Raw genomic sequence first — 20,974 nt, 5'->3', positions numbered from 1 at the left:
AAGTGCTATGATTGCAATTAACGCCATGATGGTCTGCCTGGACCTTAGTGATATAGATGAAAAGCTGGTCGCTTTTGCACGCGCGATCTGCGAACGGCTACCTGTTGACAAGGTATACTTCGTGCACAATATCAAAACATCCGAGCTGAGCGAAGACTTCAGAGAGTGGTTTGGCGAGGTGGACCTGGCAAGTGAAATCGAGGGGAACATAACTGATATCGTGAGCGAGCAATTTGCCAATGTCGCCCCATACGAGATCCTGGTCAGCGAAGAACCCAACACAGAAGTAATTCTGGCTGATCTGGTCAAACGCTATAAAGTAAAGCTGACGCTGCTAGGCAAAAAGTCGAAGGGTAAGAGTACAAATGCATTAGGTACCAAACTGTTGCGCATCCTGCCGTGCAGTATACTGGTCTTTCCGGAGGCTAGTGCGTTCCACATCGAAAAGGTGCTGGTTCCCATCGATTTCTCCAATACCTCCGTGCACGCACTAAGGCTCAGCAAGAACCTGTCTGACCAGTTAGGCTTGCAGCTTGAGATCATGCACGTTTACCGCCTGCCGAGTCAGTTCTTTCCCCTGATCTCGGAAGAAAAAGCTGTGAAAAAGGCAGAAGAAGTGGTTAAAGAGAAGTTCAATGTCCTGCAGAAGCAGCACCCGGAGATAGTTGGTATACCTTATACCCTGGTGAGAGCGGCTAATAAGAGTGTAGCTGAGCGTATTAGCATTCATCTCGAAAAAGGAAGGCATGGCATGCTGGTGCTGGGCCTGAAAGGTAATAACCCGATTCCGTCCCTAAGTCTTGGAAGTGTGCCTACCGAGATCTACAACTCAGATATCAATGTACCGCTGTGGCTGGTTTACTCTGAGGAGGTGATCAAGAAAAAATAATTAAGGGTTGGCTGTAAATGCCTGTGACAGCTTTTTTTAAAAAAAATCAGAAATTTTGATCTGTTCCGTAACCTTTCGTTAACATGATCGTAACTTCTGAGATTAATAAGCACCAATTACATGAACAAAGCAGGATAAGTTATCCGGTTTGTATAGTGTGCTTCCAGATTACCGATTGCCAATTATGGATGAATTTTCTCTTTTTACCAGCAAGCTGCAAACTTGCGATCTGATTGTATTGACAGAAGCGGACGAAACCCGAACATATTGTCGTTTCTATGCGAATGGCCTTTACCAGGACAGAATGTTTATATCAGATGTCTCTGTAAAAGAAAACCTGACACTACTCAGCAGTGAGGAAGATGTGATCGATTGGAATGGGGTGCAAAACCTTCGAAAAAGATATTGTGAAGTGCTGCACTCAAGCGAAGGGGTAAAGGCGGAAAATTCAAGCGAGCCGGTCTAGCGATTGAACTGCCTGGCGAGTTTTAAAATTCTCAGCGAGAACAGCCTCCAAAGCGTGATCCCAGGACAGGTATAGCCCATAAAAAAAGCAAAGGCTCCTTTGTGGGGAGCCCTGCCTCTTCAAAGGATTGCCACATAGGCAACCTTCAACTTTTAGCCGCTGCAAATATAGAGATAATTATACCTATATCCGGTGCTATTGGTGAAAAAAAATAATATTTTTGAACTTTCCTGTTGTAATGTTATTTAATCTGATTTGTGTGATGCTTAAGGGCTGAGGTTGAATCGGGCTAACGACTGGAGAACATAACAAAAAGAGGGAGCCTTGGCACCCTCTTTTTGTTTCTCATGCAGAGAGTATAATAGACGCTTCTTACTTGTCGTTTTGATAGCCAACCAGCTTGATCATCTTGTTGTAGTTACCCAACAGTAAGAAGGAAGGAGCCCATTGACCTACGAACAAAGCTTCTTCGTCTTTCTTCATAATCTTCAGTGTTGCTGAAACGGCCATAGAGCCCAATGCTGCCCATAGGAATACATCTGATGGGATACGGGAAGTATAGTCTTCGATGGCTGCAGCCACTGGTCCTTCTTTATGCTGTGGATTAGTTCTGTCAGCTTTGTTTTTCAAATCCTGTGCGTCTCTTTTAAGATCTTGTGTGTCCATAGTTCTTATTTTGTTTAGATGGTACAATACCATACAAAACGAAATAGAACCATGATTGTTTGCAAAAATTGAAAAATATGGGGTATACGCAGCCTGGGAGGGCCATCAGACACTATATTATTGCAACAATATATGTAAATTGGCAGCCTGAAACAGAGGAAGGCCACAGGCTGTCCTCTTCCTGAGATCGAACCCAATAGATAGCCTATATTTTGGAGCTTTCCGCACTTCTTGAACCGCTGGCCGGCACGCCCCAAACCTACCTGGCATTGGTGGTGCTCCTACTGCCGCTGCTCGCCTTTGTGGTGCTATACCTGGCGGGCAGTAAGTTGCCCCGGCAAGGTGACTGGCTGGGGATTGGCGCCACCGGATTGGCCTTTGCATGTTCGATCTACCTCTATACCCAAACCTGGAACACAGAAGTACACCATAGCCGGACCACCTGGTTTAGCTTGCCTAACAGCTTTATAGCGGACTTCACAGCAGGTATACTGATCGATAACCTGACGGTGCTGATGCTGGTTATCGTTACCTTCATCTCCATGCTGGTGCAGCTCTTTTCGGTGGGCTATATGCACGGTGACAAAGGGTATAGCCGCTACTTTGCCTACCTGGGTCTCTTTACCTTTAGCATGCTGGGCATTGTGCTGGTAGATAACCTGCTGCTGCTCTTTATGTTCTGGGAGCTGGTTGGTTTGTCCTCCTACCTGCTCATCGGTTTCTGGTACGAACGCCCTGCTGCCATTGCGGCCAACAAAAAAGCTTTTTTGGTCAACCGGGTAGGCGACATCGGGCTGCTGCTCGGTTTATTTGCCTTCTATACCTATTTCCGGACATTCGATTTAGAGGCTCTGCGCACGCTGATGGGGGCAGGGGAGTGGCTGAACGGAACGTTTGTAACTGGTTACACCTTGCAGGGGCAGCCCTGGCTGGTGGAGCTGAGCCCACTGTTCCTGACGCTGGCCGGTCTTGGCCTGTTTATGGGCTGCGTGGGTAAGTCAGCGCAGTTTCCGCTGCAGGTATGGCTACCTGATGCTATGCAGGGCCCGACGCCTGTGTCCTCACTTATACACGCTGCGACCATGGTGGCGGCGGGCGTATACCTGGTGGCGCGCTGCTACGCATTTTTTACAGTAGACGCCCTCACGGTAATTGCCATTATTGGGGCCATCACGGCACTGCTTGGGGCGCTGGCAGCACTCACGCAGTATGACATTAAAGCGGTGTTGGCCTTTTCCACGATCTCTCAATTGGGCTATATGGTAATGGGCATGGGCACTGGGGCGCACGACGCTTCGCTCTTTCACCTGACCACGCATGCTTTCTTCAAAGCGGCTCTTTTCCTGAATGCTGGTATCATCATCCATGCCATGCACCGCGGCCTGTATCATACGCACCAGCCTGCTGATATCGATCCGCAGGATATCCGCAACATGGGGGGACTGCGCAAGGCTATGCCACTCACTTTTTATACCTACCTGCTGGCTGCTGCGGCACTGGTGGGTTTGCCGCTGTTTTCTGGCTTTCTTTCTAAAGACGCCATCCTTTCCGGCAGCTGGGCCTGGGCGCAGACGATGAGCCAGGCCAATGGGAACAGCCTATACTTTATAGTGCCCATTATTGGTTTTACAGTGGTGCTGCTCACGGCTTATTACATGGGGCGGCATCTGTGGTTTATGTTTTTCGGTACTTTCCGCCTGCCATTCGATGTGCAGGCGCTTCGCTTGTCGGCAGGGAAGGAGATAGAGCGGGTGATGCTTATACCTGTGCTGCTACTGGCAGTGCTGTCGCTGGGCATCTTCTTTTCGCTCAACCCGCTGTCCTTCTCCGGAAGTTGGGTGATGCAGGGGATTAGCCTGAACCAGCTCTCACAGGAAGGTGCATTGCTTGCCAGTAATTTGATTGAGGCCGTGACGGTGCAGGACGCCGCCAACGGAACTGCCCATTTGGTGATCGGGCTGCTTTCCGCTCTGTTAGGTATAGCAGGTATAGCCCTGGCAATCGGCAGGTATAGAGGCAAAAGCAGCGAAGCATTGCTGCAGGAGCAACCGCAGGGAGCTTTGGCAAAGCTTTCTTTTCATCATTTTTACCTGGATGCAGCGTACGACAGGGTGCTGGTGCAGCCGGTACTGTGGATGGCCCGCATGCTCTACCGCTTCGACAAACGCGTAATCGACTATTCCCTGGAGTATGCCAGCAAGTGGCTGGTGGTGTTCTCCAAGATTGTGAAGTGGTTTGATAAGTGGGTGGTTGACGGCAGTGTGTGGCTGATCGGGGCAATGGCAAAAGTGCTCGGCCGCTTCGGACGCGGACTCCAAAACGGTAAGGTACAGTCTTACTACGCCTACTCTCTTTTCGGATTTATTCTGATAATACTATACATCATGCTGAATTGATGTTAATTTCGCGATCTGGATTTGACAATCTGGATCTGTGAGATGAAAGTTTTCGAAGGATTGGAAATGGATTTGACTGTTTCACACAGTTCGAGTCTTTCAACTGGAGGAGCGAGTAAACAAGTCTGCACCCGTGCTCAGTAGGAGTAGTGGCTGAAAACAAATAAGTCCCGGTATAGCAACGGGCAATAGAATACCAGTCCATGTGCGCGGCGGCGTAGCCGTGCATCGTGATACGTGATACTTGTGTCGTAACATATTGATGAATTATACTCTTTCCAGCCTTATTTTTCTTCCCCTGCTGGCAGCGCTTGTGGTGTTGCTGCTACCGTCGCGCATGGAGCGGGGTATAAAAGCAGTAACGCTGGGTGGCACGTTGTTGCAACTGGCAGTGGCTGTGTGGCTATACCTGGGCTTCGACGGCGCTTCGGCGGCGAACGGACAGACGGGCTACCAGTTTGTGGAGAAGCTCAACTGGATTGGATTCTCGTTAGGTAATCTGGGGCGCTTCCAGATCGAGTATTTTGTGGGTGTGGACGGCGTGAGCATCGGCATGGTGCTACTCACCGGTATTGTCGGGGTGATCGGGGTGATTTCGTCCTGGAGCATCGCTAAAAATGTGAAGGGCTACTTCCTGCTGTACCTGCTGCTCATGACCAGCGTGATGGGCTGTTTTTTGGCCCTCGACTTCTTCCTCTTTTACCTCTTCTTCGAGTTCATGCTCCTGCCGATGTACTTCCTCATTGGCATCTGGGGTGGCCCGAAACGGGAATATGCTGCGCTTAAGTTCTTCATCTACACCCTGATCGGCTCCCTCTTTATCCTGGTTGTGATGATTGGGCTTTACACCTCTGTGATCGACCCGGAAGCGACGGCGCAGCAGATGGGGCTGGTAGGGCAGAACGTACCCGCTAGTCTGGACCTGATCCGTCAGGTGCAGCAGATGCTGCAGCAGGGCGCGATCGCTGAGGCGGACATGGTGCGCACCTTCAGCATCCCGGCCATGATGGAGCCGGCTAACTTTATACCGGGCAGCCTGCTGCATATTTTCTCTGGGGTTTCGCTTTTTGACCTTCCGATTCGCTTTGTGGCTTTCCTGCTGGTGCTGGCGGGTTTCCTGATCAAAGTGCCTTCGGTGCCGGTGCATACCTGGCTGCCCGATGCGCACGTGGAAGCGCCTACACCGATCTCGGTGCTGCTGGCTGCTATCCTGCTGAAAGTGGGCGGTTATGGTCTGATCCGTATCGTATACCCTGTTTTCCCGGATGCCGGTGCTTACTTCTCGACCTTTGTCGGCGGACTGGGAGTGCTCTCTATTATCTATGGAGCCCTCTGTGCACTGGCCATGAACGATCTCAAAAAGCTGATCGCTTACTCCTCTGTGTCGCACATGGGCTTTGTGTTGTTGGGACTGGCCTCGTTGACGAATGAAGGCGTGAACGGCGCGATTTACATGATGTTCAGCCATGGGCTTATCTCTGCGATGCTCTTCCTGGTAGTGGGGGTGATCTACGACCGGGCGCACGACCGCATGATCCTTAATTTCCGGGGACTTGCCAAGCGTATGCCGGCTTATACGGCCTTTGTCGTCATCGCCTTTTTTGCTTCGCTTGGTCTGCCGGGCTTCTCGGGCTTTATCGCCGAACTGCTGGTGCTGCTGGGTAGCTTCAGTGCACCGGAGGCAACGGGCATGCTGCCGCGCTGGATGGCAATAGTGGCCGTAATTGGTTTGCTGCTATCGGCGGCTTATTACCTGTGGGCGCTGCAGCGGATGTTCTTCGGCAAGTACTGGATCTTCCCGGAACTGCGTGAGAAAGCCATTATCACAGACCTGACCAAACGCGAGTACCTGATGCTGGTGCCGCTGGCTATTCTGGCTTTTGTCTTCGGTATTTTCCCGCACCTGCTGCTCGACAAAACAGGTATGTCTGTAACAGGCTTTACGGAGCTGGTGCTGCGAAACGGACAGGAGCAGCTGAACATTTTGCAAGCGATTTTACACAGATAACAGATGCGCCTGACGGGATGTCCCTTCAGGCGCCTTGACTTATACCTTATACCTACACGTGGAAGAACAGGCAGCATACCTCACCCAGGCCATCGACAGCATATTAGCTGGAGCAGGCTCGCTGCTGCCCGAATTGCTGCTGGCCATTTTCTTCCTGCTGCTGGTTACGCTCGACCTCTTCAAATCCAAAACAATTAAGCGGCTGCTGCCGTGGGTGGCCCTCACCGGGCTTTTCTCTGTGCTGGTGCTGTTGGTGCTGGACAGGCATTTAGCTGAGGTGCAGTTTCTGAACCTGCTGCGATCCGACGGCATTGCGCGCTACGCAAGTATACTCTTCAGTTTGACGGGCATCTTTACGATTCTGCTCTCCCTGCAAAACCCCAAAATTGAAAAGCGCAAACAGGGCGAGGGCCGAGGCGAGTACTATGCCCTGATTCTGATGCTGGTGCTGGGGCTCAACCTGATGGCCAAATCGGTGAATCTGCTGATGGTTTTCCTGGCGATTGAGCTTGTTTCCATTGCCTCATATATCCTGACGCTCACCCTGAAAGAAGAAAAACGTGCTGTGGAGGCGGGTCTGAAGTATGTGCTTTACGGTACGCTGTCGGCTGGGGTGATGCTCTACGGCATGTCCTTTTTCTATGGCCTCACCGGTTCGCTGGACTATACCTTAGTGTCTTTCTGGCGCAGTCTGCTCGATGCCAGTCCGCTGATGGTGACGGTGGCGGCGATACTGATGTTTGCGGGTTTCCTATTCAAAATATCAGCTGCTCCTTTTCACTTCTGGACGCCGGATGTCTACCAGGGGGCACCCATGCCGATCGTGGCCCTTTTCTCCACCGGTCCTAAAATAGCGGGCATCATTGTGATCCTGCGCTTTGTGGCTGCCTTCGCCGACCCGACCATTGGCAGTGCCTTTTCTGATGTGCAGCTTTTCTTAGGTATAGCGGCACTGGCTACCCTGGCGGTCGGTAACTTCACGGCACTTTGGCAGCGCACGCCTCGTCGTCTGATGGCTTTCTCTTCGGTGTCGCATGCCGGTTTTTTGCTGATGGCGCTGCTGGCTTTTGGCAGCGACTATACCGTGAGTGTGCTGTTTTATATGACCGTATTGGTGTTTATGAACTTCGGCATGTTTCTGTTTCTTCAGATGGCCGAGGAAAACTGGCAGGTGCGTACGCTCGGGGATTTTCAGGGTATGGGAGCTCGTGTTCCGTTTGCCGGGGTTCTGGCGCTGCTATACCTGCTGTCGCTCACAGGTCTTCCGCCACTGGCCGGGTTTATGGGCAAGCTGCTTGTCTTTAGCAATGTATGGGAAGCTTATACCTCAACCAGTCAGCCGATGCTACTGGTGCTGCTTGTGGCTGGCATCCTGCTTACAGGGCTGGCTTTGTTCTACTATATCAAAATACCATATTACCTTTTCCTGAAAAGGAATCAAACTGACGAAAAATTAGTTATTTCACTGTCAAATAAGCTGCTGCTGGTTTTATTTGCTTTGCCGCTGCTGGTCTTCTTTTTTAAGCCTGACCTGTTGCTGCACTGGATAGAGAAACTACTGGCCTAGATACTTTTACAACCCTATGAGCGATTCAATTAAGCACGAATGCGGTATAGCCCTGATCAGGCTCCGAAAACCAATCGAATATTACGTTGAAAAGTATGGCACTCCCATGTACGGTGTCAACAAGCTATACCTGCTGATGCAAAAACAGCACAACCGTGGACAGGACGGGGCAGGGGTAGCCAGCATTAAAATAGATGCGGGCCCTGGTATGGAGTACATCAGCCGTTTCCGCTCTGTAAAGACCCGCGCCATCGACAGTATTTTCGGGAAGATCGGCAAGGAGTTCAAAAAGCTGAAAGAAGACCAGCCAGAGCTAGCCCTAGATACGAACTGGGTATGGCAGAACCTGCCTTTTTTGGGTGATGTATACCTGGGCCACCTGCGCTACGGTACGCACGGCATCAACAGCGTGGATAACTGCCACCCGATGGTACGCGAAAACAACTGGCGCAGCCGCAGTCTGGCCGTGGCCGGTAACTTCAACATGACCAATGTGGACGAGCAGTTTCATAAACTGATTGAACTGGGCCAGCATCCAAAGCAAAAATCTGACACCATCACAGTACTCGAAAAGATCGGCCACTTCCTGGACGAAGAAAACCAGATGCTGTTCGAGTCTTACAAAGACGAATATTCCAATAAAGAGATCACCGCACTGATCGAAGATAACCTGAGTCTGCAGCGAGTACTCAAGCGTGCCTGCAAGGACTTTGACGGAGGCTATGCCATGGCAGGCCTGACTGGCTACGGTGCCTCTTTTGTGGTACGTGATCCGAACGGCATACGTCCGGCTTATTACTATATGGATGACGAGGTGATCGTGGTGGCTTCTGAAAAACCAGCCATCAAAACCGCTTTTGACATAGACTACAGCGAAATCCGTGAGATCACGCCTGGTCACGCCCTGATTGTGGACAAGGCTGGTAATGCGGACCTGAAAGAGATTCTACCGCAGCTCGAGAAGAAATCCTGCAGCTTCGAACGCATTTACTTCTCAAGAGGCAACGACCCGGAGATTTATGAAGAGCGCAAAAACATGGGCCGCCGCCTGTGCCCTCAGATTCTCGAGGCGATTGACTATGACCTGAAAAACACGGTGTTCTCCTACATCCCGAATACGGCCGAAACCTCGTGGCTAGGTATGATGAAAGGGATAGAAGACCACCTGCGAGCCTACCGCAAGCAAGCCATCCTGAACCAGGAACTAAGCGAAGAACAACTCGACGAGATCCTGCAGTTTAAGCCGCGTGCCGAGAAACTGGTGATCAAAGACGTGAAGTTGCGTACCTTCATCACCGACAACGACAGCCGCGACGATCTGGTTACGCACGTGTACGATACGACTTACGAGGTGGTAAAGAAGGGCATCGACACGCTGGTGGTGCTCGACGACTCCATCGTGCGCGGCACGACGCTGGAGAAAAGTATCATCAAGATGCTGGACAAACTGGAGCCGAAGAAGATCATCATCGTTTCCTGCGCACCGCAGATCCGCTATCCGGACTGCTACGGCATTGATATGTCGCGTGTGAAAGAGTTTGTCGCTTTCCGTGCCATGCTGGCTCTGTTGAAAGACCGTGGCATGTACTACAAAGTAGACGAAGTATACGACAAGATACAGGCCGTGCAGGGTACGCCAGCCATCATGGAGACCAACTACGTGAAAGAACTGTTCGACCTCTTCACACACGATGAACTGTCTGCCAAAGTATCAGAGATCGTGAAAGCACCTGAGGTGAACGCCGAAGTACAGGTGATCTATCAGCGCATCGAAGACCTGCACCTGGCCTGCCCGAACCACAAAGGCGACTGGTACTTCACTGGCAACTACCCGACTCCGGGAGGTACCCGTGTCGTGAATCGTGCCTTCATGAACTTCGTGGAAAACAAGGCCGTTCGCGCTTACTAATTAGCACCAAATATTATATCAAAAGCCTGTTCTGCATAAGGACAGGCTTTTTTTATGACTCAGATGCTCCATACGAGGTATAGCGAAGGCTGCCTGATCATCGTATTCTGAACAATTCTGCAGTTCCCGCCTTTTAACCAAAGTGGAGCCTGGTCGTTAATCTAATGCAGGTCAGGCGCTATTACTAACATGGAGCACAAACAAAGCTTTTGGGTAAAGATAAAGGAGATACTGAAGGACTCATACAAGAACTTTCAGCGGGACGAGCCTATTGTGTACAGTGCGGCCATTGCCTTTTTCACGATCTTCTCCCTCCCTGCTATTTTAATTGTGCTGACGCTGGCCGGTTCCATCTTCTTCTCCGAAGAGACCGTGCAGGCAGAGATCGTCATGCAAATGGAGGAGCTGATGAGTGAGGAGGTTGGCCAGCAAGTAAGTGACCTACTGGACAATGTAACACAGATACCTGTCGGTTTCTGGAGCATCCTGATCGGGGTGGCCGTGGTGGTGAAAAGCGCTACGATTATTTTCTTTATCATGCAGAAAGCCCTGAATTCAGTCTGGCAGATCAGGGTAAAGCATGATGTCAACTACCTGAAGCTGCTTCGCCACCGCCTTGTGACATTGGGGATCGTAGCGGGCCTGGGATTCCTGTTGATGACAAGTCTGCTGTTTGATGCAGCGCTGATGGTGTTCAATGACGAGCTTTACGATTTGCTGGAGGAACACCTGACCTCTGCCATTAAACTGATCAAGACAGCTTTTTCAATTCTGGTTGTGCTCACCTTTTTTACGGCCATCCACAAGATACTCCCTGATGCCAAAGTGCAGTGGCGGGACGCACTGGCCGGAGGTATTATTACCTCCATTCTGTTTCTGATCGGCAAAGAGGTGATTGACTATATTCTGAGCAGTGTAAAAGTGGTTGGCTTCTATGCTGCGGCAGGATCGTTTGTTGTGGTGTTGCTCTGGGTATTCTACTCTTCTGTTATCCTGATGCTTGGTGCCGAAGTAACCAAAGCATATGCCAACAACCACGGACGTAAAGTGGAGCCTTCCGAGATTGCTGAGAAGTACGAGAAGGTGAATGGGGATAAAAGCTAAAAAGGTGCCTCTGTATGGAAGAGACACCTTTTTAGAGGGTGTATTATTGATTAATTACCTCGTTGAGCCACTCTTGGACCAGAATTTCCGGTATCGAACCTTGGCGCACCATCAGGCTTCGTAGTACGAATCGGGCCCATCTTATCCGAGATGATAACTGGCACAGCACCCGTCACAATTTTACCGTCCTGCACATCTGACTTTTTAAACAGGGCAACAGTAAACCAGTCATCGATATACGCTTCATCCTCAAAGGTATAGCAATCCATGTAAGAAATGGTATTGTTGGCTGCATCTAAGATGCCTTGCTTAAAGTACGATGTTGTCTTAGTTTCGCTGGCGTATTGGAACTCTCCTTTCACATCGATGTAGTATTGGCTGAGATCGATATTGGATGAGTACTTGATAATGTAGTCGTACTCGTAGCAGCTTCCATTAGATCGTAGCCTTTTAGGCACCACACTAGATCCGGTTTGTGACAGACTCAGTTGTGGAGCGCTCGCTGCAAAGTCCACCGAGTTGGCAGTGCAGTCACCGTGATTGTTGACAGTCGCCCTAACTTTGCCGTTTTCCTGTCCATATACCCAGTTTACTTCGGCTATCCCCTGGGCGTTCGTGCTAGTCGTGTTCGTGCTTACAGTGCCACCGCCTTCTACTACTTCCCAGCTAACCTGGGCATTGGAAACCGGCTTGCCAGAGGGATCTGCTACCTTTACCTGTAAGGGTGAAGCCATGGCCTGGCCTGGCATACCGAGTTGGTCGTTACCATCATGCACTGCAATAGTGTTACATACAATTGGGTCGTCGTCATCACAGCTTGTGAGGGTAGCACATAAAATCAGGATGAAGGTAAATCTTATGCTGTTTAAGAGCTTCATGAAAGAATAAATTGGAGATGTAAAACGAGATAGGACTTCAGGTGAGCGCAATGCTAAATAAAAGGAGCATTGAGTGGTGTGTGCCTATAAATACGGTTCTATCTTTTTATTGTTATATACAATTTCCTTATTTATTCCTTAAAGATGATTTTTTAGGATAAGTTAGGGCTTATTTTGTCAGGTCGGCTATCGCCATGATGGCAAAGGCTACGGTACCGCCATACACCGCAAATTTAGTGATGGGAGAGGCGTTGGAGAGAAAGGCAGTATGTTGGTTGTACTTGATGACGCCCATGAGCGTTAGGGACAGGTATAGAAATAACGCCAATGGAATGATATTGAAAAGTATCTCGAAGATGTCATTAGCCATGGGTAACGCTGTATTTTATTGGGGATGTTGCAAATATAGGTATAAATGACAGGCAGCAGTATCTTTGGCCCAAACATTACGAATAACTTAAGACCTCCCTGCTATATGGCCCTAACCAAAATCTGCAAAGCCTTTCACGAACTGACCCCGAACGAACTGTATGACATGCTGCGACTACGCAGCGAAGTGTTTGTGGTGGAGCAGAACTGTGTATTCCCCGATATGGATGATAAAGACCAGTTGTGTCATCATGTGCTGTTTTACAATGAGGAGAAGGTATTGATAGCCACTTCCCGATTGGTGCCAGCCGGGGTTTCTTACCCTGATATGATGTCGATCGGACGCATCGTGACGAGCCAGCTGGTGCGTGGCACAGGGGTAGGCAAAGAACTGGTCGAGATGTCTATTCAGGAGTGTTATCGCTTGTTCGGGAAGGGCCCTATCCGGATCGGGGCACAGCTTTATGCCAGAAAGTTTTACGAGCGCTTCGGCTTTGAGCAGTCAAGTGATGTATATGATGAGGACGGCATCGATCACATCAAAATGGTGAAGCAGGTATAGCAAGTAGTTGAAGTATAGTGGTTTTTTATTATCTTGATGTATAATCCCGCCACAATATGAAAACAAGGATACACCCGTATGCTTTGCTACTGGCTCTTGTCTGCTTGCTAAGCGGCTGCACTAAAGAAGAGGATGACTTCATCAGTAAATATTGCCCCGGTTCCTGCACCGAGGTAAGTGGGCAGGTGCTGCGGGGCAATGGGCAGCCCATCAAAAACATGCAATTACTTGTGACCTGGCGAAACCTGCGGACATTCAAAGGAGGTGGTGGAGGCGGCACTATCAGGAAAAAGGCCGCGGCCTACACCGATGACAGCGGCAACTATACCTTGCGTTTCCTGCTTCGCGATGATGAAATGGAGGAGGGGCACATTGAGGTAGCACCGCAGGGGAGGGGTTGCAGTCAGGTGCATTGTCAAAGCTATACTTTGTACTGGGACGAGCTGAAACGCGATACAACCTTCACCCACCATTTTCTGATCGATTAAAGTACTCGTCAATGTAGCTTTAACTATCTAAACTGCAAGTCTTATGCTCCATCCTTTGCCTCGTATTCTGCTCGTCTTTATCTTGCTCATGTGCTTTGGTCTGGTGGCGCAGGCGCAGCATACCCAGCGCATTGGCTTTCGAATCGGGAGTGCCACACCTATTGGTGACTTCAAGAGTGATCGTTTTGAAGATGATTATCCACCTATGGCAATGCAAGGAATCAATTTGGAGGGTAATTATCGCGTAGATGTAAGGCCTTATCTGGCAGTAGGCGCAACGGCAGGATTTCGTTTCAATCGCTTTGACCTGGATGCCTTTGCATCACCCGACGATGCGCTGGTACTACGCCGGGAGGCAAGCGGTTGGAAGAGTACCTATGCCTTGGCGGACCTATACCTGCAAAGTTCACCTGGCAGCTTGTTTGGCTTTGTGAAAGGATCTGTAGGTGCAGCTTACAACAAATCACCTGAGGTGCAGATCGATACTTCCTTTGGCCCTATCCGCCGCAGCTCCGATACAGCAGCGGCTCTCGCTTATGGTGTTGGTGGTGGTTTTGGGATAGTGGGCGGTCGTATACTTTTTACTTTAGAAATAGGCGTGCTCAATACCCGGCCTACCTTTGAGATTATGGACGCACAGGGCAACCGCAGTAATCTAAAGCAGCCGATGCACACGATCAACTCCATGCTGGGCCTGAGTTATACCTTGTAATCAGGTATGCAAACAAAAGGCCCGGTCTTAAGACCAGGCCTTCTTTTGAACGAGTTAGCTGCTTATATTACCATCACAAGTTTTCCAAATGCATCCATCAGCTGCAGCAACCTGTTTGTAATCGCTACTTTCTGCTCTTCTACCTGCTCCGGCATCGCACTTTCAGCTAATGTTGCTGTTGTAGCTGATTCTAGGTGATGAGAAGTTTCATAGCTCAGGTGGCACATCTCCGCATTATGATAAGTGTTTGCAGCGCAAGGGCTCTGCATGCTTGCCCTGTTGATTCTGCCATCTGACAGGATAACCAAGAGTAGCCCAGCTAATAAAATAGATGCTGTTTTTTTCATAGCGGCTCAGAAGTTATTTGCGAAGTACCGCCAATGCTTCACCAGAAAGCTCTACCTGTGCCTGCTCCGATATATTATACTGTAGCTCAGGTATAGCAACACCTCGCAGCGTCAGGTTGCTGCGGTTGCGGATATCCAGATTGGCCTGCTCTATGCTGTTGTCTTCCAGAATTAGCAGCTTAGGCTCGCTTTCGGAAGTGGCCCCTGTTACTGCTTGCAAGCGAACAAAAGTATTTCGGCTGAGCTTTACTATGCTGCCTTTGTCGAGTTGAAGCTGCATTTCTTCCTGCTGAAGACCCTTTATATGTATCTGTCTGTTGCCGTTGTATGTAGGCTTCAGATTTGAGACAGTCTCTCCGTTTTCGGTGTGAACCGCATCGCTGCGAAGCACTTTCAGGTTAGGTGTTCTGATTATAATATGCTGGCTCTGCCAGGCTACACGATCATGCTCTTCTGTAAGTGCGACATCAATTTTGAGCCGACCGCCGTCCTGCGTAACTGAGATCACCTCCTTCGAGTTATTGTGCAGGTATACCTCGTGTTTATCTCCTGGCTCGATCAGCACATTCAACATGTGTGCAGCATTTACATCCACCTCTTCAAAACCCGACAGGCTGAGGGCAGTGTGGTTACGCAAAGGGTCGCGGTACTTGTCCGTTTTGTAAGCTGCCTTTAAGGCGATGTTATAAGTAGCCAATGCGCTCAGGAGCACAACTAAAGCGAAGAGGAATAATTTATTGCTGGTTTTCATGGTTTCTGCTCAATTTCTGATTCGTAATTTTCTATTTTATAAACATCGTAGCGCTTCTGTATCTCGTCCAGCTCTATTTCCAGCAAAAAGATGTTACGGAAAAACGCGGGCAGGTCCTGTTGCATAAAACGTTCTTTGCGCTGCGCCTTCACTTTCCTGACAGCCTCTGGTGCCACAAAAAAGCCGATGCCACGCTTGTTGTAGATCACCTCCTGGTTCTGCAGCTGCTCGTAGGTGCGCATCACGGTATTGGGGTTCACCTGAAAACTTACCGCCAGGTCCCGCACAGAGGGTATCTTGTCTTCTGTTGTCCATTTGCCCAGCAGAATCTGGTCGCACACGTGCGCCGCGATCTGCAGGTAAATGGGTTCATTCTCTTTAAATTCCATATTTTATCCTCCCCGCTATACTTGCTTCTCTTTAATCTTAAAATACGCCACTGCCCAACATATAAGGGCCAGGGTAACAAGCAGCAATAAAATCAGCGGCTCGTTTCCTTCATAGGCCCCCACCTCGAAGCGCTGCTCATTTTCTATGAACATGGCTGTTGAAAATGGTCCTGCTGACACAAGGTCACGCCCCAGCATAGCCTGTACAACTTGTTTGTTCAGGTTGTAGAACAGGAGGATGGCCAGAAATCCTGCAAAAGCTGTTTTGATAAAATGATTTTTGTTAAAGTAAGCAGAGCCTATCAGCATCAGTGCGTTCAATAGGGCATAGAGGATAATCAGTTCGTGCAACGGTGGCATGGCCGTGAACACATTCAATATTTCAGGTTCTCCAACCACACGCGGATCAAGGTGGAGCAGCAACCAGAGCACGAGGTAGAATGCCGGCACAAAAAGGACCAGGTATACAGGAAAAGAGTAAATCCAGCCCACCAGGTACTTTTCCAGCTGCGAGGCAGGCAAAGTCAGGTAAGCAATAGCCTTCTTCTTATCGCCGAGCTGCGAGAATACCGTACTGCTGAACATCATGCCCGCACCCGGCAGAAACAACACAAAAAAGATTGTCTGTTCCGCAGGTCCTAGTGGCCCGGAGGCTATGTAGTTGATAAAGCCCATGATGGCGAATATGCCGCCAATCAGCACAGCCAATGACATCAGGTAAGTTTTGTAATGCTCCACCGTGTGTTTGCGAAACAGCAGACCGAAGCGGCTCAAGTTAAAGTGATTTTTCATATTGAGGTCTTTGAAGAATTTCGGTTACAGATGTATTGCCACTGGTAATGGCGTTGAAAAGTAATTCCATGTCCACTTTGCTGTAGTTGCCCATCAGGTTAGGTAGTATGGCCTGCTTGCCTCGTAAAGCGTCTTCGGCGTAAAGTGCGCTCTGGGCTTCCGTTTCAGAAAGGGTGGTAAAAGTGAGACGTTCACCGATCGCATCAAGCGACTCGTTCAGCACGATCTCCCGGTCATGCACTACCACCAGTGTGTCGATCAGGCTGTCGAGGTCACGTACCTGGTGGGTGGAGATGATGATGCAACGGTTCTCGGTCAGCGCAGAAGCGATGATGCGGCGAAACTGTACCTTGGAGGGAATATCCAGGCCATTGGTTGGCTCATCCATGATCAGAACGCTGGTGTTGGTAGCCAGACCGAAAGCGATGATGGCTTTCTTTTGCTGCCCGAATGACATCTTGCTAAACACAGCCTGCTGCGGCACATCAAACTCGGAGAGGTAGCGGTAAAATACATCCTCGTCGAAAAACGGATAGAAAGGTGCCGTGTTCGCTACAAACTGCCTGGCCGTGAGCGAGGGCATGTAAATCTCCTCCGGAATAAAATAAAGATCCTGCAGCATGGCGGGGTAGCGCTTACTGGCATCAAAGCCATTTACATGGCAACTGCCCTCCATAGGGAAGACCAGCCCCACCATATTTTTGAGCAAGGTAGATTTGCCTGCTCCGTTCTTGCCCAACAGTCCATAAATATGGCCTTCCTGCAGCTGAAGGTTCAGGTTTCGGAACAGCAGCGACTTGCGGCTATACCCAAAACTAAGGTTCTTGATCTGTATCATATCCGTTTGTTTTAGTGTATTAGTTTAATAGTACACTACAAATGTAGATATTGTTTTATCAATACCAAATTATTCTAAATAAATATTTGATATAAGGTATATAGTCTAGAGTCAGGTGTTTATGTGATATAGCTCCATCTGTCCGAAAAAGACCAAATAATGTATAGGTAAAGGACAGGAGGCAATGCTCCAGTCTGCTGCCAGAGTGAAGTGTCATCAGTTGCGGTATACAAGCCAGCGCCTGCTGCAAGGGATGCGCGGTTCAAATAGAGGTGTTATTGTGGTTGCTATACCTGCTTCGCTAGGTGATTGGAAAGAGTCAGGTATACCTGCTCTGCTTCCTGCTTTTCGAATATCTTTTGGGAGGCTCCGAAGTCGAGCACGAGTTTGGCAGTTTGCTGCTCTGTCTCAGGTTTGAAGTAGGCAAAGCACAATTTGCTGACATCCACCAGAAAGACAGTACGCATTTTGTCGCTGCCAACCTGTATGCTTAGAAAGTTGCTGTTCATGTGTTGCATGGCTATACCTTGACCTGTTCAGGTATACGTCAATTCCTGAACTTCTGCGTGATCATCAGGCCATGCCTCCTGCTTTGCAGCACGCCTATACCTACCCGCCCGAAGCGCACATGCAGGATGTTAGCCCGGTGACCCGGCGACTCCATCAAACCTTTATGGGCAATGGTCAGGGTAGGGGCCAGGGCCAGGTTTTCACCAGCTGCTCTGAACGGAATATTGGCAGCCCGGATTCTGTCGGCAGCACTGGCTCCCTCGGGCGTTACATGTGAGAAATACCCGCGCGTGAACATATCAGCTGCGTGGCGGCGGGCGACGGTTGTGAGGGCCGTGTCTGCCTGCAAGGGTTGCAGACCCATCGCGATGCGCTCCTGGTTCACAAGCTCCAGCATGCGGGCCTCCAGTGCTGGCTTCGGCTGGTAGTCGTCGGCCGTGAAGGGCAACTCAATATACTGCCCCGACTCCGGCGCAATGGTCAATTTGTTGAGGGTACGCTTCACCACCCGGTCAAACACAGGGGCCAGTTCATCTTCCGCCAGATGGGTATAGGTTCCGAATCTGCCTGCTATGCTGCTTCCCTGCACATAGCCCTGGAAGCGCTCCGGGAATGGAAAAGACAGCAGCAGAATTGAAATGATCGCAATGGTGATGATGCCGCTCAGCAGTCCGGGCAGGGTGCCAAGCGCTTTGTTCACGTGGTGGGCATGCATTTCGTCAGAGAACTGATCCAGTATGAGCGACCCGACAAACTGGATCAGCATACTCGATAGCACCGCGATGATAAAAAAGGAGATAGGGGGAATCCAGTAGACACTCCAATCGGTGGCTCGGCTGAGCCAGTCGGCGAGTGAGGGGTATAGCCGGAAGCTCAGGATCAGGGTGCCTACCCAGCGCACCAGGTCGAGCAGACTAAAGGCAAAGCCACGACGCCAGCCCATGTAGGCGCTGAACAGCACGATAAGGGTGAGAAGAATATCAAGGGCGTTCATTCCAGGTCTTTTTAGAGGTAGTACGGACAGTTGACATGCAAAGATGACGGGGTAACCGTTCCGGCCTGACCAGCAGTTGACAATAAATAAGGTATGGCGCGACTCTTTACAAGCTTTCTGCGTAGATGAAGAAGTCCTGAAAAGGACATATCAGATACCTAAGTTACAAAATCCATATGAATATTACCGTATACCCCGGCACCCCCTATCCGTTGGGAGCCACTTGGGACGGCGAAGGCGTGAATTTCGCCCTGTACGCCGACAATGCGACAGGCGTAGAGCTTTGCCTTTTTAACACGACCGAAGATGAAAGTGAATCAGTAAAGATAAAGATGACCGAGCGTACCCACCAGGTATGGCACGCGTACCTGCCCGAGATCAGGCCCGGGCAGCTGTATGGCTATCGGGTGTACGGGCCGTACGAGCCATCCAACGGTCATCGTTTCAATCCGAATAAGCTCTTGATCGATCCGTATGCCAAGGCTATTTCAGGCACGATAAACTGGCACGACTCCCTTTTCGGCTACGAAATAGGCAGCTCTGAAGAAGACCTGAAGATGAGCACACTCGACAGTGCCCCGTTTATACCTTGCAGTGTGGTAGTGGACCCGAACTATGATTGGGAAGGAGTGAAGCAACCTAAGATCCCATACCACAGGTCAATCATCTACGAAGCGCACGTCAAAGGCCTTACTAAACTACACCCGGACATACCGGAGGAGATACGCGGAACTTATGCTGCCATCGGTCATCCGGTTACCATCAAGTACCTGCAGGAGCTGGGCATTACAGCTATCGAGCTCATGCCGGTGCATCATTTCATCACCGACCGGCACCTGGCCGACCAGGGCCTGACAAACTACTGGGGCTACAATTCCATTGGTTTCTTTGCGCCTGATGTGCGCTACTCGAGCAGTGGCACGCTGGGAGAACAGGTGGTGGAGTTTAAGAACATGGTGAAAGCGCTGCACCGGGCAGGTATAGAAGTGATCCTGGATGTGGTGTACAACCACACGGGAGAGGGCAACCACATGGGCCCGACACTCTCGTTCAGGGGCGTGGACAACTCCTCTTACTACCGGTTGGTAGAGGAAGACAAGCGCTTCTACATGGACTATACCGGCACGGGCAATACCCTCAACGCCATGATGCCGCCAGTGCTGCGCCTGATCATGGACAGCCTGCGCTACTGGATACTGGAGATGCATGTCGACGGCTTCCGTTTTGACCTGGCCGCTACCCTGGCCCGTGAGCTGCACGAGGTGGACCGACTGGGCTCCTTCTTCGATATCATCCACCAGGACCCGGTTATCTCGCAGGTGAAGCTAATAGCCGAACCCTGGGACATCGGGGAAGGCGGCTACCTGGTGGGCAAATTTCCGCCGGGCTGGGCCGAATGGAACGGCAAATACCGTGACTGCATACGCGACTACTGGCGCGGCGCCGAAAGTATGCTGGGTGAGTTTGCGGAACGCTTTACGGGCAGCTCTGATCTCTACCGCGACGACTACCGCCGTCCTACTGCCAGCATCAACTTTATCACAGCGCACGACGGCTTCACGCTGCACGACCTGGTGTCATACAACGAGAAACACAACGAAGCCAACGGCGAAGACAACAACGACGGCGAAAGTCACAACCGCTCCTGGAACTGCGGCGCAGAAGGCCCGACGAAAGACAAAAAAGTTGTTGAACTGCGCGATAGGCAGAAGCGAAACTTTCTCACCACCCTGTTTCTGTCGCAGGGAGTGCCCATGCTGGTAGCCGGCGACGAGATAAGCAGAACACAGCAAGGCAACAACAACGCCTATTGCCAGGACAACGAAATATCCTGGATCAACTGGCTCACCGCCGACAAGTCGCTACTGGCTTTTACACAAAAACTGATTGAGTTGCGTCGTAACCACCCGGTATTCTGCCGCCGTCGCTGGTTTCAGGGGCAGCCGATCAAAGGGGTGGGCGTAGAGGATATTGCCTGGTTTCAGCCAGATGGCTCGGAGATGTCGGAAGAGCACTGGAACCACGACTTTGCGAAGTCACTGGGGGTGTTCCTGAACGGCCGTGGCCTGCACTCTGTCGGACCAAGAGGAGAGCAGATCATTGACGACAGTTTCTACCTGATCTTCAACGCTCATCACGAAGACATGGACTACACTTTGCCAGAGGCCAAATACGGCACACAGTGGACCAAAATACTGGACACCCACTACGCGGAGATCAAGGATGAAGGGCCTACCGTGGAGGCTGGCGAAACTATACGGATCGGAAGTCGCTCTGTTGTGCTGCTGCATCACCCGGCAGGGCAACTGGTGAGCGGATAATGTCACTTAAAATAAAAC

The 20,974-nt window shown here is 50.4% G+C and carries 21 protein-coding genes; 11 read left to right on the top strand and 10 right to left on the bottom strand.

The genetic code is table 11. The features are described 5' to 3' along the window. Positions 1-7 precede the first annotated feature (7 nt). On the top strand, positions 8-889 hold the full coding sequence (locus AC5FXQ_RS00770) for a universal stress protein (protein ID WP_493600598.1): 882 nt from the start codon (positions 8-10) through the stop codon (positions 887-889). 184 nt (positions 890-1,073) lie between these two features. Further along, positions 1,074-1,355 (top strand): hypothetical protein, encoded by a 282-nt coding sequence (locus tag AC5FXQ_RS00765; protein WP_493600597.1) that lies wholly within the window; start codon positions 1,074-1,076, stop codon positions 1,353-1,355. Between the two features lie 372 nt (positions 1,356-1,727). On the opposite strand, the gene AC5FXQ_RS00760 is transcribed toward AC5FXQ_RS00765, so the two are convergent. Then, the gene (locus AC5FXQ_RS00760; protein WP_007655342.1) at positions 1,728-2,021 is read right to left on the bottom strand and encodes a hypothetical protein; all 294 of its coding nucleotides are present in this window, start codon (positions 2,019-2,021) and stop codon (positions 1,728-1,730) included. A gap of 212 nt (positions 2,022-2,233) precedes the next feature. On the opposite strand from AC5FXQ_RS00760, the gene nuoL reads away from it, so the two are divergent. The 5 genes from nuoL to AC5FXQ_RS00735 all read left to right on the top strand — a co-directional run bounded on the left by nuoL (position 2,234) and on the right by AC5FXQ_RS00735 (position 11,005). Further along, positions 2,234-4,417, top strand: a complete 2,184-nt coding sequence (nuoL, locus tag AC5FXQ_RS00755) for an NADH-quinone oxidoreductase subunit L (RefSeq protein WP_493600596.1) — start codon at positions 2,234-2,236, stop codon at positions 4,415-4,417. Positions 4,418-4,679: 262 nt separating this feature from the next. Continuing rightward, the gene (locus AC5FXQ_RS00750; RefSeq protein WP_493600595.1) at positions 4,680-6,425 is read left to right on the top strand and encodes a complex I subunit 4 family protein; all 1,746 of its coding nucleotides are present in this window, start codon (positions 4,680-4,682) and stop codon (positions 6,423-6,425) included. A 58-nt stretch (positions 6,426-6,483) separates the two neighbouring features. Then, positions 6,484-7,992 (top strand): NADH-quinone oxidoreductase subunit N, encoded by a 1,509-nt coding sequence (locus AC5FXQ_RS00745; RefSeq protein ID WP_493600594.1) that lies wholly within the window; start codon positions 6,484-6,486, stop codon positions 7,990-7,992. Positions 7,993-8,008: 16 nt separating this feature from the next. Then, on the top strand, positions 8,009-9,901 hold the full coding sequence (locus tag AC5FXQ_RS00740) for an amidophosphoribosyltransferase (protein WP_493600593.1): 1,893 nt from the start codon (positions 8,009-8,011) through the stop codon (positions 9,899-9,901). A 189-nt stretch (positions 9,902-10,090) separates the two neighbouring features. After that, the gene (locus AC5FXQ_RS00735; protein ID WP_493600592.1) at positions 10,091-11,005 is read left to right on the top strand and encodes a YihY/virulence factor BrkB family protein; all 915 of its coding nucleotides are present in this window, start codon (positions 10,091-10,093) and stop codon (positions 11,003-11,005) included. A gap of 50 nt (positions 11,006-11,055) precedes the next feature. Here AC5FXQ_RS00735 and AC5FXQ_RS00730 read toward each other — a convergent pair whose 3' ends face one another. Further along, positions 11,056-11,883, bottom strand: a complete 828-nt coding sequence (locus AC5FXQ_RS00730) for an Ig-like domain-containing protein (RefSeq protein ID WP_493600591.1) — start codon at positions 11,881-11,883, stop codon at positions 11,056-11,058. A gap of 169 nt (positions 11,884-12,052) precedes the next feature. Then, a complete protein-coding gene (locus AC5FXQ_RS00725; RefSeq protein ID WP_493600590.1) occupies positions 12,053-12,253 on the bottom strand; it encodes a hypothetical protein in 201 nt (66 codons plus the stop codon). 105 nt (positions 12,254-12,358) lie between these two features. Here AC5FXQ_RS00725 and AC5FXQ_RS00720 point away from each other — a divergent pair, with 105 nt between their 5' ends. From AC5FXQ_RS00720 to AC5FXQ_RS00710, 3 genes are read left to right on the top strand one after another with little or no spacing between them, the layout of a single operon-like run. Continuing rightward, entirely contained in the window at positions 12,359-12,814 is a 456-nt protein-coding gene (locus tag AC5FXQ_RS00720) for a GNAT family N-acetyltransferase (protein ID WP_493600589.1), read from the top strand. Positions 12,815-12,870: 56 nt separating this feature from the next. After that, positions 12,871-13,302 carry a carboxypeptidase regulatory-like domain-containing protein gene (locus AC5FXQ_RS00715; RefSeq protein ID WP_493600588.1) on the top strand — a complete coding sequence of 144 codons (432 nt, stop codon included), beginning with the start codon at positions 12,871-12,873 and terminating at the stop codon, positions 13,300-13,302. Between the two features lie 43 nt (positions 13,303-13,345). After that, positions 13,346-14,014 carry a hypothetical protein gene (locus AC5FXQ_RS00710; protein WP_493600587.1) on the top strand — a complete coding sequence of 223 codons (669 nt, stop codon included), beginning with the start codon at positions 13,346-13,348 and terminating at the stop codon, positions 14,012-14,014. Between the two features lie 62 nt (positions 14,015-14,076). Here AC5FXQ_RS00710 and AC5FXQ_RS00705 read toward each other — a convergent pair whose 3' ends face one another. The 7 genes from AC5FXQ_RS00705 to AC5FXQ_RS00675 all read right to left on the bottom strand — a co-directional run bounded on the left by AC5FXQ_RS00705 (position 14,077) and on the right by AC5FXQ_RS00675 (position 18,635). Then, positions 14,077-14,361 carry a hypothetical protein gene (locus tag AC5FXQ_RS00705; protein WP_493600586.1) on the bottom strand — a complete coding sequence of 95 codons (285 nt, stop codon included), beginning with the start codon at positions 14,359-14,361 and terminating at the stop codon, positions 14,077-14,079. Between the two features lie 13 nt (positions 14,362-14,374). Next, positions 14,375-15,112, bottom strand: coding sequence for a GIN domain-containing protein (locus AC5FXQ_RS00700; protein ID WP_493600585.1), 738 nt, complete (start codon positions 15,110-15,112; stop codon positions 14,375-14,377). After that, on the bottom strand, positions 15,109-15,501 hold the full coding sequence (locus AC5FXQ_RS00695; protein ID WP_493600584.1) for a GntR family transcriptional regulator: 393 nt from the start codon (positions 15,499-15,501) through the stop codon (positions 15,109-15,111). Before AC5FXQ_RS00695 ends, AC5FXQ_RS00700 begins: the two co-directional genes overlap by 4 nt. Positions 15,502-15,516: 15 nt before the next feature. After that, positions 15,517-16,293 (bottom strand): hypothetical protein, encoded by a 777-nt coding sequence (locus AC5FXQ_RS00690; RefSeq protein WP_493600583.1) that lies wholly within the window; start codon positions 16,291-16,293, stop codon positions 15,517-15,519. Next, complete coding sequence (locus AC5FXQ_RS00685; protein ID WP_493600582.1) at positions 16,277-17,131, bottom strand: ABC transporter ATP-binding protein; 855 nt, start codon at positions 17,129-17,131, stop codon at positions 16,277-16,279. Before AC5FXQ_RS00685 ends, AC5FXQ_RS00690 begins: the two co-directional genes overlap by 17 nt. A gap of 287 nt (positions 17,132-17,418) precedes the next feature. Beyond that, positions 17,419-17,640 carry a hypothetical protein gene (locus tag AC5FXQ_RS00680; RefSeq protein ID WP_493600581.1) on the bottom strand — a complete coding sequence of 74 codons (222 nt, stop codon included), beginning with the start codon at positions 17,638-17,640 and terminating at the stop codon, positions 17,419-17,421. A 38-nt stretch (positions 17,641-17,678) separates the two neighbouring features. Continuing rightward, positions 17,679-18,635 (bottom strand): CvpA family protein, encoded by a 957-nt coding sequence (locus AC5FXQ_RS00675; RefSeq protein ID WP_493600580.1) that lies wholly within the window; start codon positions 18,633-18,635, stop codon positions 17,679-17,681. A 176-nt stretch (positions 18,636-18,811) separates the two neighbouring features. Between AC5FXQ_RS00675 and glgX the strand changes: the two genes are divergently transcribed. Then, entirely contained in the window at positions 18,812-20,956 is a 2,145-nt protein-coding gene (gene glgX, locus AC5FXQ_RS00670; protein ID WP_493600579.1) for a glycogen debranching protein GlgX, read from the top strand. The last annotated feature ends 18 nt before the right edge of the window (positions 20,957-20,974 follow it).

This window comes from Pontibacter sp. LHS1 (assembly GCF_058932855.1).
The sequence above is the reverse complement of the archived record's forward strand: the minus strand, read 5'-3'. Positions and strand labels throughout refer to the sequence as shown.

Coding starts and splice junctions, on each gene's coding strand:
- AC5FXQ_RS00770 (WP_493600598.1), top strand. CDS start 8: ATGATTGCAATTAACGCCATGATGGTCTGCCTGGACCTTAGTGATATA.
- AC5FXQ_RS00765 (WP_493600597.1), top strand. CDS start 1,074: ATGGATGAATTTTCTCTTTTTACCAGCAAGCTGCAAACTTGCGATCTG.
- AC5FXQ_RS00760 (WP_007655342.1), bottom strand. CDS start 2,021: ATGGACACACAAGATCTTAAAAGAGACGCACAGGATTTGAAAAACAAA.
- AC5FXQ_RS00750 (WP_493600595.1), top strand. CDS start 4,680: ATGAATTATACTCTTTCCAGCCTTATTTTTCTTCCCCTGCTGGCAGCG.
- AC5FXQ_RS00740 (WP_493600593.1), top strand. CDS start 8,009: ATGAGCGATTCAATTAAGCACGAATGCGGTATAGCCCTGATCAGGCTC.
- AC5FXQ_RS00735 (WP_493600592.1), top strand. CDS start 10,091: ATGGAGCACAAACAAAGCTTTTGGGTAAAGATAAAGGAGATACTGAAG.
- AC5FXQ_RS00730 (WP_493600591.1), bottom strand. CDS start 11,883: ATGAAGCTCTTAAACAGCATAAGATTTACCTTCATCCTGATTTTATGT.
- AC5FXQ_RS00725 (WP_493600590.1), bottom strand. CDS start 12,253: ATGGCTAATGACATCTTCGAGATACTTTTCAATATCATTCCATTGGCG.
- AC5FXQ_RS00720 (WP_493600589.1), top strand. CDS start 12,359: ATGGCCCTAACCAAAATCTGCAAAGCCTTTCACGAACTGACCCCGAAC.
- AC5FXQ_RS00715 (WP_493600588.1), top strand. CDS start 12,871: ATGAAAACAAGGATACACCCGTATGCTTTGCTACTGGCTCTTGTCTGC.
- AC5FXQ_RS00710 (WP_493600587.1), top strand. CDS start 13,346: ATGCTCCATCCTTTGCCTCGTATTCTGCTCGTCTTTATCTTGCTCATG.
- AC5FXQ_RS00705 (WP_493600586.1), bottom strand. CDS start 14,361: ATGAAAAAAACAGCATCTATTTTATTAGCTGGGCTACTCTTGGTTATC.
- AC5FXQ_RS00700 (WP_493600585.1), bottom strand. CDS start 15,112: ATGAAAACCAGCAATAAATTATTCCTCTTCGCTTTAGTTGTGCTCCTG.
- AC5FXQ_RS00695 (WP_493600584.1), bottom strand. CDS start 15,501: ATGGAATTTAAAGAGAATGAACCCATTTACCTGCAGATCGCGGCGCAC.
- AC5FXQ_RS00690 (WP_493600583.1), bottom strand. CDS start 16,293: ATGAAAAATCACTTTAACTTGAGCCGCTTCGGTCTGCTGTTTCGCAAA.
- AC5FXQ_RS00685 (WP_493600582.1), bottom strand. CDS start 17,131: ATGATACAGATCAAGAACCTTAGTTTTGGGTATAGCCGCAAGTCGCTG.
- AC5FXQ_RS00680 (WP_493600581.1), bottom strand. CDS start 17,640: ATGAACAGCAACTTTCTAAGCATACAGGTTGGCAGCGACAAAATGCGT.
- AC5FXQ_RS00675 (WP_493600580.1), bottom strand. CDS start 18,635: ATGAACGCCCTTGATATTCTTCTCACCCTTATCGTGCTGTTCAGCGCC.
- glgX (WP_493600579.1), top strand. CDS start 18,812: ATGAATATTACCGTATACCCCGGCACCCCCTATCCGTTGGGAGCCACT.